This is a genomic window from Streptomyces sp. SCL15-4 (genome assembly GCF_033366695.1).
In the GTDB taxonomy this organism is placed as follows: domain Bacteria; phylum Actinomycetota; class Actinomycetes; order Streptomycetales; family Streptomycetaceae; genus Streptomyces.
The window spans coordinates 3,759,379-3,775,594 of the sequence record NZ_JAOBTQ010000001.1 but is presented as its reverse complement, the minus strand read 5'-3'; the positions used below and the strand labels follow the sequence as shown (position 1 = coordinate 3,775,594).

15 protein-coding genes are annotated in these 16,216 nt (G+C 72.6%); 9 read left to right on the top strand and 6 right to left on the bottom strand.

Going from position 1 to position 16,216, the window contains the following annotated elements; genetic code table 11:
* Positions 1-10: 10 nt before the first annotated feature.
* A complete protein-coding gene (locus SCK26_RS16405; protein WP_318202056.1) occupies positions 11-1,084 on the top strand; it encodes a lysophospholipid acyltransferase family protein in 1,074 nt (357 codons plus the stop codon).
* A gap of 67 nt (positions 1,085-1,151) precedes the next feature.
* On the opposite strand, the gene SCK26_RS16400 is transcribed toward SCK26_RS16405, so the two are convergent.
* From SCK26_RS16400 to SCK26_RS16390, 3 genes are all read right to left on the bottom strand, one after another.
* Positions 1,152-2,390: a DUF5667 domain-containing protein gene (locus SCK26_RS16400; protein WP_318202055.1), complete on the bottom strand. Its 1,239-nt coding sequence runs from the start codon at positions 2,388-2,390 to the stop codon at positions 1,152-1,154.
* Between the two features lie 263 nt (positions 2,391-2,653).
* Entirely contained in the window at positions 2,654-3,433 is a 780-nt protein-coding gene (locus SCK26_RS16395; protein ID WP_318202054.1) for an ECF subfamily RNA polymerase sigma factor, BldN family, read from the bottom strand.
* Between the two features lie 314 nt (positions 3,434-3,747).
* The gene (locus tag SCK26_RS16390) at positions 3,748-4,662 is read right to left on the bottom strand and encodes an HAD family hydrolase (protein ID WP_318202053.1); all 915 of its coding nucleotides are present in this window, start codon (positions 4,660-4,662) and stop codon (positions 3,748-3,750) included.
* A gap of 93 nt (positions 4,663-4,755) precedes the next feature.
* On the opposite strand from SCK26_RS16390, the gene SCK26_RS16385 reads away from it, so the two are divergent.
* The 7 genes from SCK26_RS16385 (at position 4,756) to hemB (ending at position 12,429) form a co-directional block, all read left to right on the top strand.
* Positions 4,756-5,037 carry a glutaredoxin family protein gene (locus SCK26_RS16385; RefSeq protein WP_318202052.1) on the top strand — a complete coding sequence of 94 codons (282 nt, stop codon included), beginning with the start codon at positions 4,756-4,758 and terminating at the stop codon, positions 5,035-5,037.
* Positions 5,038-5,318: 281 nt separating this feature from the next.
* Complete coding sequence (locus tag SCK26_RS16380; protein WP_318202051.1) at positions 5,319-6,083, top strand: redox-sensing transcriptional repressor Rex; 765 nt, start codon at positions 5,319-5,321, stop codon at positions 6,081-6,083.
* Complete coding sequence (locus SCK26_RS16375; protein WP_318202050.1) at positions 6,080-7,759, top strand: glutamyl-tRNA reductase; 1,680 nt, start codon at positions 6,080-6,082, stop codon at positions 7,757-7,759. Before SCK26_RS16380 ends, SCK26_RS16375 begins: the two co-directional genes overlap by 4 nt.
* Positions 7,756-8,751, top strand: a complete 996-nt coding sequence (gene hemC / locus SCK26_RS16370) for a hydroxymethylbilane synthase (protein WP_318202049.1) — start codon at positions 7,756-7,758, stop codon at positions 8,749-8,751. The genes SCK26_RS16375 and hemC overlap by 4 nt, the downstream gene beginning before the upstream one ends.
* Positions 8,748-10,460: a bifunctional uroporphyrinogen-III C-methyltransferase/uroporphyrinogen-III synthase gene (locus tag SCK26_RS16365; protein WP_318202048.1), complete on the top strand. Its 1,713-nt coding sequence runs from the start codon at positions 8,748-8,750 to the stop codon at positions 10,458-10,460. The genes hemC and SCK26_RS16365 overlap by 4 nt, the downstream gene beginning before the upstream one ends.
* Before the next feature lie 105 nt (positions 10,461-10,565).
* Complete coding sequence (locus SCK26_RS16360; protein WP_318202047.1) at positions 10,566-11,330, top strand: hypothetical protein; 765 nt, start codon at positions 10,566-10,568, stop codon at positions 11,328-11,330.
* Between the two features lie 106 nt (positions 11,331-11,436).
* Positions 11,437-12,429 (top strand): porphobilinogen synthase, encoded by a 993-nt coding sequence (gene hemB / locus SCK26_RS16355; protein WP_318202046.1) that lies wholly within the window; start codon positions 11,437-11,439, stop codon positions 12,427-12,429.
* Positions 12,430-12,442: 13 nt separating this feature from the next.
* Here hemB and SCK26_RS16350 read toward each other — a convergent pair whose 3' ends face one another.
* Positions 12,443-12,916: an RICIN domain-containing protein gene (locus SCK26_RS16350; RefSeq protein WP_318202045.1), complete on the bottom strand. Its 474-nt coding sequence runs from the start codon at positions 12,914-12,916 to the stop codon at positions 12,443-12,445.
* Positions 12,917-13,032: 116 nt separating this feature from the next.
* Positions 13,033-13,761: a DUF4232 domain-containing protein gene (locus SCK26_RS16345; protein WP_318206022.1), complete on the bottom strand. Its 729-nt coding sequence runs from the start codon at positions 13,759-13,761 to the stop codon at positions 13,033-13,035.
* 190 nt (positions 13,762-13,951) lie between these two features.
* Here SCK26_RS16345 and SCK26_RS16340 point away from each other — a divergent pair, with 190 nt between their 5' ends.
* The gene (locus SCK26_RS16340) at positions 13,952-15,358 is read left to right on the top strand and encodes a helix-turn-helix domain-containing protein (protein ID WP_318202044.1); all 1,407 of its coding nucleotides are present in this window, start codon (positions 13,952-13,954) and stop codon (positions 15,356-15,358) included.
* Positions 15,359-15,360: 2 nt separating this feature from the next.
* Here the strand turns inward: SCK26_RS16340 and SCK26_RS16335 are convergent, their stop codons facing one another.
* Positions 15,361-16,185 carry a DUF4253 domain-containing protein gene (locus tag SCK26_RS16335; protein ID WP_318202043.1) on the bottom strand — a complete coding sequence of 275 codons (825 nt, stop codon included), beginning with the start codon at positions 16,183-16,185 and terminating at the stop codon, positions 15,361-15,363.
* Positions 16,186-16,216: the final 31 nt, after the last annotated feature.

Here is a 16,216-nt window from a genome sequence, read left to right as displayed (position 1 = left end):
AGCGGCAACGATGGCGGACGCCAAGGTCATTCCGTTCGATGACGACCGGTCCCGGGGGAGCGCCGCGCAGCGCCAGGCGCGGCGGCGCGGCGGGAGCGGCCGGCGCGGGGCGCTCGGCGAGCCGGGCGAGAGGGGCGCCGTCCAGCCGCTGCCGGGCCGGGCGTGGGCAGGGGAGGAGGAGCCGGTGGACCGCGCGGAGGAGCCGGTGGAGCCCGTGGAGCCCCTGGAGGACGGCGGGCGGGACGGTGGCCTGGAACAGCGGGTGGCGGCCGGGCTGGCCTTCCTGCGGCGCCGGCTCACCGGGGACTACGAGGTCGACGACTTCGGCTACGACGAGGAGCTGACCGACCAGGTCCTGATGTCGCTGCTGCGGCCGGTGTACGAGAAGTACTTCCGGGTCGAGGTGAAGGGCGTCGAGAACATCCCGGCCGAGGGCGGGGCGCTGATCGTCGCCAACCACTCCGGGACGCTGCCGCTGGACGGCCTGATGATGCAGGTGGCCGTGCACGACCAGCACCCCGCCGGCCGGCACTTGCGGCTGCTCGCGGCGGACCTGGTCTTCGTGCTGCCGGTGGTCAACGAGCTGGCCCGCAAGCTGGGGCACACCCTCGCCTGCGCGGAGGACGCCGAACGGCTGCTGGGCCAGGGCGAGCTGGTCGGGGTGATGCCGGAGGGCTTCAAGGGCATCGGGAAACCCTTCGGCGAGCGCTACAAGCTCCAGCGGTTCGGCCGCGGCGGCTTCGTCTCCACGGCGCTGCGCCAGGGCGTGCCGATCGTTCCCTGCTCGATCGTCGGGGCGGAGGAGATCTATCCGATGATCGGCAACTCCAAGACGCTGGCCCGGGTGCTGGGCATCCCGTACTTCCCGCTGACGCCGACGTTTCCGTGGCTGGGCCCGCTGGGCGCGATCCCGCTGCCGACGAAGTGGACGATCCAGTTCGGCGAGCCGATCCCGACGGACGGCTATCCGCCGGAGGCCGCCGAGGACCCGATGCTGATGTTCAACCTGACCGACCAGGTGCGCGAGCAGATCCAGCACACGCTGTACAAGCTGCTGGTGCAGCGGCGGTCGGTGTTCTTCTGAGGGGTTTGTGGCGGGGTGTACGGCCGCGGGGGCGTCCCTGCTCGGGAAGGGGCGCCCCCGCGGCGGGCTAGTCCTGGTCCTCGCCTTCGATGCCGAGACCGGGGAGCAGGTCGGGGATGAGCGGCGGGATGGTGACGTCCGGCTGGGTCGACGGGGACTTGCCGGCGGACGGGGAGCCGCCGGTGGTGCCGGTCTTCGGCGGGTCGAGCAGGCCTCCGGTGCCGCCGCCGAGGAGCCCCTCGCCGCTGCTGCCGGTGGCCGGGTCGCTCGGCGTGTCCGTGCCGGAGCGCCGGCCGGGGGACGGGCTGTGACCGGGGGTGCCGGGCGGGGCCGACCGGTGGGTGCCGGAGGAGTCGGTGGCCGCCGGGCCCGAGCCGCCGCCCTGGTGCCGGTCCCCGCCGGGCCGGACCGGCTGTTGCGGGAGCAGCGACTGCAGCGGCGCGACCTCTTCGTCTATGGCGTCGAAGACCGAGGACACCTGCTGTTTGACGTCGCCGAGCTGGACGGGCAGCTTGTCGCTGAGCGCGCTCCACGCCTCGCGGTGGGACCGGGAGAAGGCGGACAGCGCCTGGATGGGGCCGAGGGAGTCCGGGTCGGCCGCGTAGGCCGCGTGGAGCAGCCGGTGGCCCTCGGTGACGTCGTGCCGCATCCCGGACAGGGTGCGGCGGATCTCGCCGATGGACTCGTGGTCCAGATGGCCGCCCCGGCCGCGCTCCAGCAGCCGGCGGGCCTCGCCGAGCCGGGTGGAGGCCTGGTCGAGGTAGGTCTGGCCGCGCTGGTCGTCGCCGTCGGTCAGGTAGTTGAGCTTGAAGTCCTCGATGCCGCGCTTCAGGCCGTACAGCGAGTCGCCGGGCAGGGCGTCGGAGCTGGCGGCGGCGACCCCGCCGAAGGCCCCGGCGGCCACGCCGACGCTGAGACCGCCGGCCGCGAGGCCCTTGGTCAGCCTGGTGCGCGGACGGAACTTGCCGAGCGAGCCCGCCCGGTGCGCGCCTTTCGCCCGGGGGGAGCGCTGTTCCGGCACGGTCGCGTCCGCCGCCCCGGTCCCCTCCTGGAGCATGGCCTCCATCGCGGCCACCAGCTGGGCCCGCTGGACGACCTTGACCTCCGGGTCGAGCGTCGGCCGGGGCAGTGCGCCGAGTCCCGCCGCCAGGGCCAGCAGCTCGCCCCGTTCGGTCCGTTCCTCGGCGGTCGGCGGGGAACCCGCCGGGCCTTCGGACTGCTCGGCCGCCGTGTCCCGGTCGGACTGCTCCTCCAGGGCCTGGGCGAAGGCGTTCGCCCGCCGGTGCGCCGATACGTTCGCGATCACTGGCGGCACCTCCTCTCGTCATGACGGTCGACTCCCCAGGGGGTCCTGAGGGTTGCACGTCCACGATCGCGTCCCCGGATCGGGTGATCGGGGACGGCCGGGACGTGACCACAGGGAGCCTGTATCCCGCACAACGACTGGCGCGGCACTTGGGTTACGCACGACGGGCGGGCGGTTCGGAAAGACAACACGCCTTCACGGAGCGTGAGTTGGGCGTCGCTCACCGCCGCCCCGCTCGTCGTGCGCCGCCCACCGGTGCCCGTTCAGCGGGCGTCGTCCGGCAGCAGCCGGGCGAGGGTGCGTACGGCGCGGTACTGGAGGGTCTTGATGGCACCCTCGTTCTTGCCCATGACGCGGGCGGTCTCGGCGACCGAGAGGCCCTGGAGGAAGCGGAGCGTCACACACTCCTGCTGTTGTGGGTTGAGCCGCCGTACCGCGTCGAGCAGGGCGGCGTTGGACAGGGACTCCAGGACGGAGTCCTCCGGTGAGCGCTCGACCTCGTTGGCGTCGAGCATCTCGCCGGTGGTGACCTCCAGCCGGAAGCGGCTGGACTTGAAGTGGTCGGCGACCAGGTTCCGGGCGATGGTGACCAGCCAGGCGCCGAAGTCGCGGCCCTGCCAGGTGAACGTGCCGATCCTGCGCAGCGCCCGCAGAAAGGTCTCGCTGGTGAGGTCCTCGGCGGTGGCCCGGCCGCCGACGCGGTAGTAGATGTAGCGGTAGACGGTGTCGCTGTACTGGTCGTAGAGGCGCCCGAAGGCCTCGGCCTCGCCGGACTGGGCGCGTTCGACGAGGTCCATCATGCGGGCGCTGTCGCTGTCGGCGGCCGGCCGGCGGGCGGTGGCCGCGCCGGTGGCGCGGCCCCGTCTGCCGACGGCGGCGCTGCCGTCGGCCAGTGCGTAGCACGGGCCTGTGGGCGCGGCGGCTGCGAAAGCGGGGACGGCGTACGCGGGGGGGACGAAGCCGCGCAGTGTTTCCTTGACCGTCGCGACCGTTGCGCGCAGCGTAGCCAGGCCCGAGGCGTCAACCCCGACGTGTGGGTACACGGGACTCCCAGAGGCAGAGCTTCCATCACGTGCAGTGCGGGACCGTTCACCCGTCGTAGCGACGGAGGGGTACCGGTATGCGTCTGAGGAGAATAACGCTTCGTACAGGCCCTGCTACACCGAGTTGCTCAAATCATCGATTGCGTCGTATCCGTGACTGTTTGATGCCAGGTCAAGTTCATGAAGTTGATCGGTTGTTGAACGAAAAGAGGCATGTTTCGGTGAAGTACGAGGCGTGTTGAAATGGCCGCGGCATAATCGTGCGCGCGGACGAGGGGGCCCGTGAGGGGTGTGGGGACGGTGCGGGCGGCCGGTTACCGGCGCCGTCGGCTCAGGGCGATCGCGGCCGCCGTGCCGCCGGCCACCGCGCCGACTCCGGCCGCCGCCGGGATGCCGACCTTCGCGGCCTTGCGGCCCGTGCGGTAGTCCCGCAGCCGCCAGTCCTGCTCGCGGGCGTGCCGGCGCAGCTTGGCGTCCGGGTTGATGGCGTAGGGGTGGCCGACCAGGGACAGCATCGGGATGTCGTTGTGGCTGTCGCTGTAGGCCGCGCAGCGGGAGAGGTCCAGACCCTCCGCGGCGGCCAGCGCGCGCACCGCCTCCGCCTTGGCGGGCCCGTGCAGCGGCTCGCCGACCAGCCGGCCGGTGTAGACGCCGTCGACCGACTCGGCCACCGTGCCGAGGGCGCCGGTGAGGCCGAGGCGGCGGGCGATCACCTGGGCGATCTCCACCGGGGCCGCGGTGACCAGCCACACCTTCTGGCCCGCGTCCAGGTGGGCCTGGGCCAGGGCGCGGGTGCCGGGCCAGATGCGGTCGGCCATGTACTCGTCGTAGATCTCCTCGCCGATGGACTCCAGCTCGGCGACCCGGTGGCCCTTGACGATCGACAGCGCCGAGTCGCGGACGTCCTGCATGTGCTCGGGGTCCTCGACGCCGGCCAGCCGGAACCAGGTCTGCTGCCAGGCGAACCGGGCGAGGTCGCGGGTCTCGAAGAACTTCCGCTTGTACAGCCCCCGGCCGAAGTGGAAGAGCGCGGCGCCCTGCATCACCGTGTTGTCCAGGTCGAAGAAGGCGGCGGCCTCGACGTCGCCCATCACCGGGAACTGCGGTTCCTCGGGCGTGGCGGTCTCCAGCGAGGACTTGCGGGCGGCCTCCGCCGAGGCCTCGCCTGCCAACACGCTCCGCGCCGTGGCGGAACGCCTACGGGGAGTGAGCCATCCGAGAGCGGCCATGACGCGAGCATAGCCACTGTGTCCGAAGGTTCCGGAGTCGAGAGGTTGGCGCGGTGTGAACACCGGGCGAAGGGGTCGCCAAAGCGCGCGAGAATGGCCGGTATGAGTCCGCTCTTCCGACGCAAGGCAGAGCCGCGAGCGCGGCTGGTGACCCTGATCCGCAAGCCCGGCTGTCATCTGTGCGACGACGCGCAGGCGGTGGTCGAGAAGGTGTGCGGCGATCTCGCAGTGCCGTGGGAGTCGAAGGACATCACGGCGGACCGGGACCTGCACGACCGCTACTGGGAGCAGATCCCCGTCGTACTGATCGACGGTGAACAGCACACCTTCTGGCGTGTGAACGAGGAGCGACTGCGCCGGGCACTGACCGACTAGTCCAAACCGGTCGGAAAGTCGCTTAGGATCGACGGCGGTTTGGTTCTCGGGGGCGGGATTCGTGAGGAGAGTGTGCGGTTTTGCCCCCAGTAACGAAGGAACGTCGGTGCGTGCGCGCCGGTTCCCGCTCCGGGTGTGAAACCGGCGTGACCCCGGTCACTTCTGCCGGGCAAATCGGACACCATCTTTGTGCACGCGTTCACAAAGACATAGCCTGCTGTCGACGGGGCGGTCTGGGGACGTATGACCGCCTACAGCCCCGCTCTACCCGCAGGAGCACCGTGGCAACTGGCCGAACACACCGACCGGCGACCCGTAGCCGAGGGATTCCCGAGGCCACCGTCGCCCGCCTTCCGCTGTACCTCCGCGCGCTGACCGCACTGTCGGAGCGCTCGGTCCCCACGGTCTCCTCCGAGGAGCTGGCCGCGGCGGCGGGAGTCAACTCCGCCAAGCTGCGCAAGGACTTCTCCTACCTGGGTTCCTACGGAACGCGCGGTGTCGGTTACGACGTGGAGTATCTCGTCTACCAGATCTCGCGCGAGCTGGGCCTGACCCAGGACTGGCCGGTTGTGATCGTCGGTATCGGCAACCTCGGCGCCGCCCTGGCCAACTACGGCGGCTTCGCCTCCCGCGGCTTCCGGGTCGCCGCGCTGATCGACGCCGACCCGGCGATGGCCGGCAAGCCCGTCGCCGGCATCCCGGTGCGGCACACCGACGACCTCGAGAAGATCATCAAGGACAACGGGGTCTCCATCGGTGTGATCGCCACTCCGGCGGGCGCCGCCCAGCAGGTCTGCGACCGGCTCGTGGCCGCCGGCGTGACCTCCATCCTGAACTTCGCGCCGACCGTGCTGTCCGTCCCGGACGGCGTCGACGTGCGCAAGGTCGACCTCTCCATCGAGCTGCAGATCCTCGCCTTCCACGAGCAGCGCAAGGCCGGCGAGGAGACCCCCGCGGGCGACGGCGCCCGGCCCGCCGCCGCATCCCGCGACACCTCCGCCGACCAGGGACCCGACGGGGACGTGCCCGCCGTGATGCCGGCATGAGCCTCCTCGTCGTAGGCCTCAGCCACCGCAGCGCGCCGGTCAGCGTGCTGGAGCGGGCCGCGCTGAGTGCGGACGCCCAGATCAAGCTGGTCCAGGACACGGTCGCCGCCGAGCCCGCCACCGAGGCCGCGGTGCTCGCCACCTGCAACCGCATCGAGCTGTACGCCGACGTGGACAAGTTCCACGCCGGCGTCGCCGAGCTGTCCACGCTGCTCGCCCAGCACAGCGGGGTCGGCCTGGAGGAACTGACGCCGTACCTCTACGTGCACTACGAGGACCGGGCCGTCCACCACCTGTTCTCGGTGGCCTGCGGGCTGGACTCGATGGTGGTGGGCGAGGGCCAGATCCTCGGCCAGATCAAGGACTCCCTGGCCCGCGCCCAGGAGCTGCACACCGCCGGAAAGCTGCTGAACGACCTGTTCCAGCAGGCCCTGCGGGTCGGCAAGCGCGCCCACTCCGAGACCGGAATCGACCGCGCCGGCCAGTCCCTGGTCACCTTCGGCCTGGAACAGCTGGCCGTCGGCCGGGCCGTGCCCGACTGGGCCCGCGGCAAGAAGGCGCTGGTCATCGGCGCCGGATCGATGTCGTCCCTGGCCGCCGCCACGCTGGCGCGCGCCGGGGTCGCCGAGATCGTCGTCGCCAACCGCACCTTCGAGCGCGCCGAGCGGCTCGCCGGCATCCTCATGGAGGCCGACGACAACGCGGTGACCGCCCGCGCGGTGCGCATGGACGCGGTGGCCGGCGAACTGACACGTGCCGACGTCGTCGTCTCCTGTACCGGGGCGACGGGGCTGGTGCTCACGGCGGAGGCGGTCGCGCACGCGGTCGAGGGCCGCACCGGCCACCCCGCCGCCGACACCGGCGCCCCGGCCGCGAAGCCCGCGGTCCCGCACCGCCACACCGGCCTCGGCGCCGACGACAACTGCCCGCTGGACCTGGCCGCCGTGCAGCCCGGCTTCTCCGTCATGGGCGAGGCCGCCGTGGCCGGCATGGACGCGGCCACGCTGGAGCAGCACGCGGCCTGGGTCGCGGGCGGCAGCACGGCCGACCGCCGGGACCGCCGCAGCCCCGAGGCGGACGCCGGGCTGATCACCGCGCTCGCCGCGACCGCCGCCACCGTCGGCCGTATCCCCGAGCGGCGCAGGCCGGAGCCGGTGGCCGAGCGCCCCGCGCCCTTCTTCTTCCTGCTCGACCTGGCCATGCCCCGCGACATCGACGCGGCCGTGCACCGGCTGGCCGGGGTGCGCCTGGTGGACATCGAGTCGCTGGCGGACGCCTCCGCCGACGCGCCGATGGCCGCCGACGTGGACCAGGTCCGGCGGATCGTCGCCGACGAGGTCGCGGCCTTCGGCGCCGCGCTGCGGGCGGCGCACATCACGCCGACCGTGGTCGCGCTGCGCGCCATGGCCGCCGACGTCGTCGCCAGTGAGCTGGCCCGCCTCCATGGCCGCCTGTCCGACCTGGACGAACGCCAGCGCGGGGAGATCCGGCAGACCGTGCACCGGGTCGTCGACAAGCTGCTGCACGCGCCGACCGTACGGGTCAAGCAGCTCGCGGCCGAGCCCGGCGGTGCCGGGTACGCGGACGCGCTGCGCACCCTGTTCGACCTCGAGCCCGAGACGGCCGTCTCCGGGGCCGGGGACAGCACGCGGAACAAGAACCGAGGGCCAGCATGAGTGAGAAGGCACTGCGGCTGGGGACCAGGCGGAGCAAGCTCGCCATGGCCCAGTCCGGGCAGGTGGCCGAGACCGTCCGCGAGGTGACCGGCCGGCCCGTCGAGCTGGTCGAGATCACCACGTACGGCGATGTGTCCCGGGAGGCGCTCGCGCAGATCGGCGGCACCGGTGTGTTCGTCACCGCGCTGCGGGACGCGCTGCTCAAGGGCGAGGTCGACTTCGCGGTTCATTCGCTCAAGGACCTGCCGACCACGCAGCCCGAGGAGCTGGTCCTGGCCGCCGTACCGGTGCGCGAGGACCCGCGGGACGTCATCGTCGCGCGCGACGCGCTGAAGTTCACCGACCTGCCGCGCGGCGCCCGCATCGGCACCGGCGCGCCGCGCCGCATGGCGCAGCTGAACGCGTACGCCCGCGCGCACGGACTGGACATCGAGACGGTCCCGATCCGCGGCAACGTCGACACCCGCGTCCGGTACGTCCGCGACGGCGAGCTGGACGCGGTCGTGCTGGCCGCCGCCGGCCTCAACCGGATCGGCCGCATCGACGAGGTGACCGACTTCCTGTCGGTCGACACGGTTCTGCCCGCCCCCGGCCAGGGGGCCCTGGCGATCGAGTGCACCGCGGACAACGCGGACCTGATCGCCGCGCTCGGCGCGCTGGACGACCCGTTCACCCGGGCCGCCGTCACCGCCGAACGATCACTGCTCGCCGCCTTGGAGGCCGGTTGCAGCGCACCCGTAGGGGCGCTGGCCGACCTTCCCCCACTCTCGGCTCCGCTCGAGCGGGGGGACCCCCATGCCGACGGGCAGATTGTCAAGGAAATGCGCCTGCGCGGCGTCGTCGGCACGACCGACGGCACCCGCATGGTGCAGTTGTCCACCACCGGTCCCGTGCCCCAGACGCACGACCAGGCGTGGGCACTCGGTCGCGAACTCGCCACCGAGATGCTCGCCCAGGGCGCGGCCGGTCTGATGGGGGAGCGAGCACGATGAGCCCCACCGCCCTTCCTGCCGCCGGTCCGGAACACGGGCACGTCACCTTCCTCGGTGCCGGACCCGGGGATCCGGGACTGCTGACTCTGCGCGCCGTGGAGGCGCTGTCGAGCGCGGACGTCCTGGTGGCCGAGCACGAGGTGCTCGACGTCATCCGGACGCACGCCCGACAGGGTGTCTCCGTCGTGCAGACCGACGCCGGCCCCTCTTCGGTTTCGCCGCCGGGCACGGGCACGCCCCAGCTGACGGTGGTTGACGGCACGTCAACACCCGCCGCTGTCCCGGGTGCTGCCCGGGATGCCGCTCATCTTGTCATGGAGGCCGCGCGGGGCGGCAGGCGGGTCGTCCGTGCGGTGAGCGGTGATCCGGGACTGGACACGTACGCGGCGGAGGAGATGCTCGCGTGCGCCGCGGCCGGGGTGCCCTTCGAGGTCGTCCCCGGGGTCGCGGCGGCGGTCGGCGTGCCCGCGTACGCCGGTGTGCCGCTACGCGACGCCGACGGCGCGGACGTCCGCTTCGTGGACGCCCGGACCGCCTCCGAGCGGTGCTGGTCCGAGGTCGGCGTCTCCGACGGCACGGTGGTCGTCTCCACCACGCTGGACTCGGTGGCCGCCGCAGCGGCCGAGCTGGTCTCGGCGGGCCGCAAGCCGGACACTCCGCTGTCGGTGACGATCGCCGGCACGACGACCCGCCAGCGCACCTGGACGGCGACGCTCGGCACGATCGCGCAGATGCTGAAGCAGGCCAAGGTGCTGCCGTCGCCGGACGGCGGCCGGCCGGTGATAGCCGTGGTCGGCGAGCGTTCCGCCGCGGCCCGGCGCGAGCAGCTGTCGTGGTTCGAGTCCAAGCCGCTGTTCGGCTGGAAGGTGCTCGTGCCGCGGACCAAGGAGCAGGCGGCCTCGCTCTCCGACCAGCTGCGCTCCTACGGCGCGGTGCCGCACGAGGTGCCGACGATCGCGGTGGAGCCGCCGCGCACCCCGCAGCAGATGGAGCGGGCGGTCAAGGGCCTGGTCACCGGCCGGTACGAGTGGATCGCGTTCACGTCGGTCAACGCGGTGCGGGCGGTCCGGGAGAAGTTCGAGGAGTACGGCCTCGACGCCCGTGCCTTCGCGGGCATCAAGGTGGCCGCGGTGGGCGAGCAGACCGCCAAGGCGCTGGTCGCCTTCGGCGTGAAGCCGGACCTGGTGCCGAGCGGCGAGCAGTCGGCGGCCGGCCTCCTGGAGGACTGGCCCCCCTACGACCCGGTGTTCGACCCGATCGACCGTGTCTTCCTGCCCCGCGCCGACATCGCCACCGAGACCCTGGTGGCCGGGCTGATCGAGCTGGGCTGGGAGGTCGACGACGTCACGGCGTACCGCACCGTGCGGGCCTCGCCGCCGCCGGCGGAGACCCGTGAGGCGATCAAGGGCGGCGGCTTCGACGCGGTCCTGTTCACCTCCTCCTCCACGGTCCGCAACCTGGTCGGCATCGCGGGCAAGCCGCACAACGTGACGGTGATCGCCTGCATCGGCCCGGCCACGGCCAAGACCGCCGAGGAACACGGCCTGCGCGTCGACGTCATGGCCCCCGAGCCGTCCGTCCACAAGCTCGCGGAGGCCCTGGCCGACTTCGGCATGAAGCGGCGCGCCGCCGCGCTGGAGGCCGGGGACCCGGTTACGCGGCCGAGCGAGCGCCGGCCGGGCGCGCGCAGGCGCCGCTCGACGACCTGAGACGGGGACGACCTGAGACGGGGCGGTGCGCACCTCTTTCGGTGCGCTCCGCCCCGTTCGCCGTAACGCTCCCTCGGTCCGCGCGGTTCTGCGATGCTGGCCGGCATGGGTGAGGGAGAGCGCCGGCCGCGCTCCGGGGACGCCGGCCCCTGGCCACGCCGCCGGATCGTGGCGCTGTTGGTGACCTGCGCCGGAGTGGGAGCGGCCGTACTGCACGTACTGGCGCCGGACCTGCGGATCGACGGCATCGTGGTGATGCTGCTCGCGATCGCCGCGGTGCCGTGGCTCGGGGAGCTGTTCCGCAGCATCGAGGTGCCGGGCTTCGCCCGCATCGAGTTCCAGGACATCGAGCGCCGGATCGACGACGTCCAGCGGACCGCGAACGCCGCGCTCGCCGGCGACGGCGATGGCCCCGACGACGACGGCGCGGCCTGGGACACGGTCAGGAAGCTGGCCGCCGAGTACGTGAACGTACGCCTCCAAGAGGTGGGCAGCGCGGCCCGGACCCAGCGGATGGACCGGATCTTCGCCCGTCTGGTGCGCGCGGCCCAGCGCGTGCCCGACTTCGACGTCGAGGGGCTGCTCGCCTCGCAGGACGCCGGGCTGCGGCTGGCGGCCTACGCGCGCCTGTACGCGCTGCCCGAGCAGGAGGCGCTGGGCCCTTTGGTGGACGCCGCGATCGCCGATCCGCTCGCCTTCAACCAGTACTGGGGACTGCGGGCGGTGGAGAGCTGTGTGGCGGACAGGGGAGCGGCGCACGTACCGCTCGGAGCGGTGCGCCGTCTGCGGGAGTTCCGTGCCTCGACACCGGCCGACAACGACCGGGGCAAGGTGGCCGACCGGATCCTGGCCGAGACCGGTGAGCGCTGAGCGGACGGAGCCGGTCCGGTCGCCTGCCGAGCCGGTCGCGGACGGCCCCGCCGGTCCGACTCCGCGTCGGCAAAGGCATGGTTCGGGCGGGCGTAGCGTAGGAGGTATGACGAAGTACGGATCTTTTCCCGGTACGCGTCCCCGGCGGCTGCGGACCTCGCCCGTCATGCGGCGGATGGTCGCCGAGACGCGGCTGCACCCCGCCGACCTCATCCTCCCGGCGTTCGTCCGGGAGGGCGTGAGCGAGCCGGTGCCGATCGGCAGCATGCCCGGGGTCGTGCAGCACACCCGGGACAGCCTGAAGAAGGCGGCGCTGGAGGCGGTGGAGGCCGGGGTCTCCGGGATCATGCTGTTCGGCGTGCCGGAGGAGTCGAAGAAGGACGCCCTGGGCACGGTCGGCACCGATCCGGACGGGATCCTCCAGGTCGCCCTCCGGGACGTCCGCGCAGAGGTCGGCGACGACCTGCTCGTCATGTCCGACCTGTGCCTGGACGAGTTCACCGACCACGGCCACTGCGGTGTGCTGGACGCCGACGGCCGGGTCGACAACGACGCCACCCTGGAGCGGTACGCCGAGATGGCGCAGGTCCAGGCCGACGCCGGTGCCCATGTCGTGGGCCCCAGCGGGATGATGGACGGCCAGATCGGCGTCGTCCGCGACGCGCTCGACCAGATCGGCCGCGAGGACGTGGCGATCCTCGCCTACACCGCCAAGTACTCCTCGGCCTTCTACGGCCCCTTCCGGGAGGCCGTCGCGTCGTCCCTCCAGGGCGACCGCAAGACCTACCAGCAGGACCCGGCCAACTGGCGCGAGTCCCTGCGCGAGCTGGAGCTGGACCTCGCCGAGGGCGCCGACATGGTGATGGTCAAGCCGGCCGGTCCCTACCTCGACATCCTCGCCCGGATCGCGGACGCCGTGGACGTGCCCGTGGCCGCCTACCAGATCTCCGGCGAGTACGCGATGATCGAGGCCGCCGCCGAGAAGGGCTGGGTGGACCGGGACCGGGCCGTCCTCGAGACCCTCACGGGCATCAAGCGGGCCGGTGCCCGGAACATCCTCACCTACTGGGCCACCGAGGTGGCCCAAAAGCTCCGCTAGTCCTCAGGAGTCCTCAGGCCTCGGTCAGGGTGATGTGGTCACCCAGCACGGCCCAGCGCTGTCCGGGTTCGTTGGCGCACACCCGGGTGCGGACCTCCGGCGACCCCCAGGTGTTGGACAGGCAGTAGTGAGGGTCGGCGGCCAGGACGAAGTGGTCGCCGACGGCCTTCCAGCGCTGTCCGGGCTCGTCGGCGCACACCCGGGTGCGGACCTCCGGCGACCCCCAGGTGTTGGACAGGCAGTAGTGGGCGTCCGAGGCCAGCACCACGTGGTCGCCGACGGCCTTCCAGCGCTGTCCGGCTTCGTTGGCGCACACCCGGGTGCGGACCTCCGGGGCGCCCCAGGTGTTGGACAGACAGTAGTTGCCGGCCTCGGAGGTGCCGGGCGCGGCGGCCGTGGCGGCGGCCGTGGTGGCGGCCGACGGGAAGACGGCCGCCGTCAGCGCGAGAGCGAGGACGCCGAGGGACTTGCGGAACGCGAGAGCCATGAAGGGAACGCCTTTCATCCGACGGGGTTGCGGTGCGCCGGGAGCCTTTCCCGGGCCCCGCCCCCGAATGCGGCAAACCGCCTGTACAGGTGAAATACGGATGAAGGCGTTGCCTTTCACCAGCTGGAGATGGCGTCCAGGTCCTGCTGCCAGTACGTCACCTTCAGCGTGCTGTCGTAGAAGACGCCCTTGGCGGGCAGGGACGGCGTCGCCGACGGGCCGCCGTCGCTGTTCGGGGTCATCCCCTGGAAGGCCACCGTCAGCTTGTGCGCGGTCATCCCGCCGCTGCCGCTGCCGTCGGCGGCCGACAACAGCACCCCCGCGTACCCCGACTCGCCCGGCTCCAGCGAGACCACGGACTGCGGCTGGGTGGACTCGTCGGCCTGCGGCACCCACTGCATCTGGTCGAAGCGCAGGACGGGGTAGTACGGCAGCTCGCACCGCTTGCCGCTGGTGTTCTTCACCGTCAGCAGCATGTGGTTCAGCGGCCGGGCGAGCGGCTGCGCGGTGACGGAGGTGTTCGTGCCGTTGCACAGCACCACGGAGCTGCCGGTGCTCTTGCTCTCGCGGGTGGCGGAGGCGGCGGGCTTGGCGGCGGGCGCGTGGGTACGGGCCGCGGGGCCGGCCTCGGTGGCGCCGGTGGTGCCCTTCGCGTCGTCGGTGCCCCCCGTACGGGTGGTGTCCGCCGTGCCGGCGGTGTCCGCGGGCGTCTTGGACGCGCTCACCTCTGCCGCCGCGGGGCGGGAGGCGCCTTCGTCCTGGGCGCCCGTCCCGTTGTCGCACGCTGTGAGGGCGAGGGCCGCCACGGCGGTTCCGGTAGCGGCGATCAGACGGATGTGGCGCATACGCATGGCAAGTCCTCTTTCGGGCTGGGCCGGTTGTCGTGCTTGGATGACAACAGCCTGTGGGCGGACTCGTCCCGACGGCCAGCGTTGGCCGCCAATCCGGGATGCTGGAACGCCGGAACCGGCTTTGACCTGCGGAAACAACACCTCCCTGGAACGCCGGGGTGGGACGAGGGGGAGTGGAGGAACGGTGTCGGAGGGCATCCCCGAGAGCGGTTTCGCCGAGCTGCTGCGGGAGTTGAAGAACCGCTCCGGGCACAGCTACGGCACGCTCGCCAAGCGGCTCCACATGAGTACGTCGACGCTCCACCGCTACTGCAACGGGGACGCCGTACCGACGGACTACGCCCCGGTGGAGCGGCTCGCCCGGCTCTGCAAGGCCACGCCCGGGGAACTGGTGGAACTGCACCGCCGGTGGGTCCTGGCGGACGCGGGCCGGGGCCGGAAGGGCGCGGAGCCAGTCGTCGTACCGGAGGCGGCCCCGAAGCCGGAGGCGGCGGCTCAGGCGGCCCCGGAGGCAGAGGCGGCGGCCGGGCCGGAGCCGGTGGCGGCAGCCGTACCCGAACCGGAGCCGGTGGCGGCAGCCGTACCCGTGCCCGAACCCGAAGCCGAACCCGCACCGGCGACGCGATGGCGGCGGAGCCGGTCCCTGATCGCGGGCCGCCGCACCGCCCTCCTGGCGGCCGTCACGGTCACCGCGCTGATCGTCGGCGGCACGGTGTTCGCCCTGAACCTGCCGTCGGACGAGGGCGGGCGGCGGGACGACGCGAAGGCCACGACAGCCACCGCGGACTCCGCCCTCGTCCAGGGCGGCGCCGCCCCCCGGTCGCCGAAGTCCGGGAGCCCGAGCCCTTCGGCCACGCGTTCGGTCTCTCCCTCCGCCTCCGCCTCCGCCTCCGCCGAGGCTCCGGACCTGGCGCCCGACACCACCGACGGGAAGCCCACGGGGAAGCCGTCGGCGACCGCACGCCACGAAGCGTCCGAAGCAGTGCCGTTGACGGTCAACACCAACCCCTACAGCTGGCTGACTCCCTGCTCGCAGCACTACCTGATCGACCGGCCGCCGACCGCCGTGGGCCCGCCGCCGTCGGAGCCGCAGGCCCCCGCGTGGGTGGCCGTCAACAAGGCGGTGTCGGCGGGGGAGCAGTTCATCACGTTCACCGTGCAGGGCACCGGGAACCAGACGGTCGTCCTGGAGCGGCTGTCGGTCCACATGGCGGGCAAGCGCTCGCCGCTCCCCTGGAACGACTACGCCATGGGCTATCCGGGTGTCGGCTGTGGCGGTGGCGTGCCGACGCATTCCTTCTCGGTCGCCCTGGACGCGATGCGCCCGTCGCCCGTACCGGAGGCCGGGGGCGACAACTTCCCGTTCAAGGTGAGCCAGTCGGACCCGGAGGTCTTCTACGTCACGGCGGACGCGTCGGCGTACGACGTCAGTTGGTCCCTGGAGCTGACGTGGTCGAGCGGCGGCCGCCACGGCACGCTGGTGATCGACGACGCCGGCCACCCGTTCCGCACCAGCGGCAACAATGGCCGGCCGGCGTACGCGTTCCCGCTGGGCGGGCAGAAGTGGAAGCCGGCGTCAGAGTTCGAGTGACCTCAGTCCCACCAGAAGGCCCAGCTGGTGGCGCCGGGCAGCGTCTCGGCGTACGCCCGCACACTTCCCGGACCGCTCTGTACGACGGCGTGCGGGCACAGGGCGTAGTGCTCGGCGGCGAGGACCTCGGCGTCGGCGAGCGTCGCGGGCGGGGCCGCGACGGACACCACGAGGGCGTCCAGCCCGAGCGCCACGACCCGGATGCCGAACCGGTCCTCCCAGGACCGCAGGACGGAGCAGACACGGGCCACGTCGTGGTCGTAGTTCAGGGCGCCGGTCCAGCCGATCGCCGCCGGTATGTCGGCGGAGCGGCGGGCCGGGACGAGGGCCAGGTGCGGTTCCTCGATCCACTCCGTCCAACGCGCCGGGTCCCGGTGGAGGGCGTCGGCGACCGTTGCGGCGCGGGTGTCGGGATCGGCGTTCGGCACGCCGGCGGAGGCGAGGCCCGGCCACTCGGTGCCGAACGGCTCGACCTCGCCGCTGTCCTGCCCGTCGGTCTCCTCCTCCCAGTACTCCGAGAGCACGTCCTCGACGAGGTGATCCCCCGGGTACGAGGCGTCGCCCGGCAGCAGCCCCCAGTCCTCGACCCCGGCCCGGCAGCCGGCCAGGTCCACGAGGACGGGCAGCAGTCCCGCACGGGCCGCCGGTGCGCCGAGGGCCTGCCAGGTGCCGGGCGAGGAGTGCTTCTCCGCGTGCCACAGCAGGGGCTGGTGCCAGCGTCCGTCGTCCGTCTCGTCTACCAGCCTGCCGGGCGGCAGTTGAAGCCCCAGGGAACGACCGCTGGGATCGGTGGCCAGTCGGGGCAGCGGGTTGGGAAGAGTCGCCATGCCGCCGACTGTAGGGGCAGCCACTGACAAC

Bases quoted from the DNA above. Each gene is read 5' to 3' on its own strand.
- SCK26_RS16405 (WP_318202056.1), top strand. From the start codon at position 11: ATGGCGGACGCCAAGGTCATTCCGTTCGATGACGACCGGTCCCGGGGG.
- SCK26_RS16390 (WP_318202053.1), bottom strand. From the start codon at position 4,662: ATGGCCGCTCTCGGATGGCTCACTCCCCGTAGGCGTTCCGCCACGGCG.
- SCK26_RS16385 (WP_318202052.1), top strand. From the start codon at position 4,756: ATGGCCGGTATGAGTCCGCTCTTCCGACGCAAGGCAGAGCCGCGAGCG.
- SCK26_RS16375 (WP_318202050.1), top strand. From the start codon at position 6,080: ATGAGCCTCCTCGTCGTAGGCCTCAGCCACCGCAGCGCGCCGGTCAGC.
- hemC (WP_318202049.1), top strand. From the start codon at position 7,756: ATGAGTGAGAAGGCACTGCGGCTGGGGACCAGGCGGAGCAAGCTCGCC.
- SCK26_RS16365 (WP_318202048.1), top strand. From the start codon at position 8,748: ATGAGCCCCACCGCCCTTCCTGCCGCCGGTCCGGAACACGGGCACGTC.
- SCK26_RS16360 (WP_318202047.1), top strand. From the start codon at position 10,566: ATGGGTGAGGGAGAGCGCCGGCCGCGCTCCGGGGACGCCGGCCCCTGG.
- hemB (WP_318202046.1), top strand. From the start codon at position 11,437: ATGACGAAGTACGGATCTTTTCCCGGTACGCGTCCCCGGCGGCTGCGG.
- SCK26_RS16350 (WP_318202045.1), bottom strand. From the start codon at position 12,916: ATGGCTCTCGCGTTCCGCAAGTCCCTCGGCGTCCTCGCTCTCGCGCTG.
- SCK26_RS16345 (WP_318206022.1), bottom strand. From the start codon at position 13,761: ATGCGCCACATCCGTCTGATCGCCGCTACCGGAACCGCCGTGGCGGCC.
- SCK26_RS16335 (WP_318202043.1), bottom strand. From the start codon at position 16,185: ATGGCGACTCTTCCCAACCCGCTGCCCCGACTGGCCACCGATCCCAGC.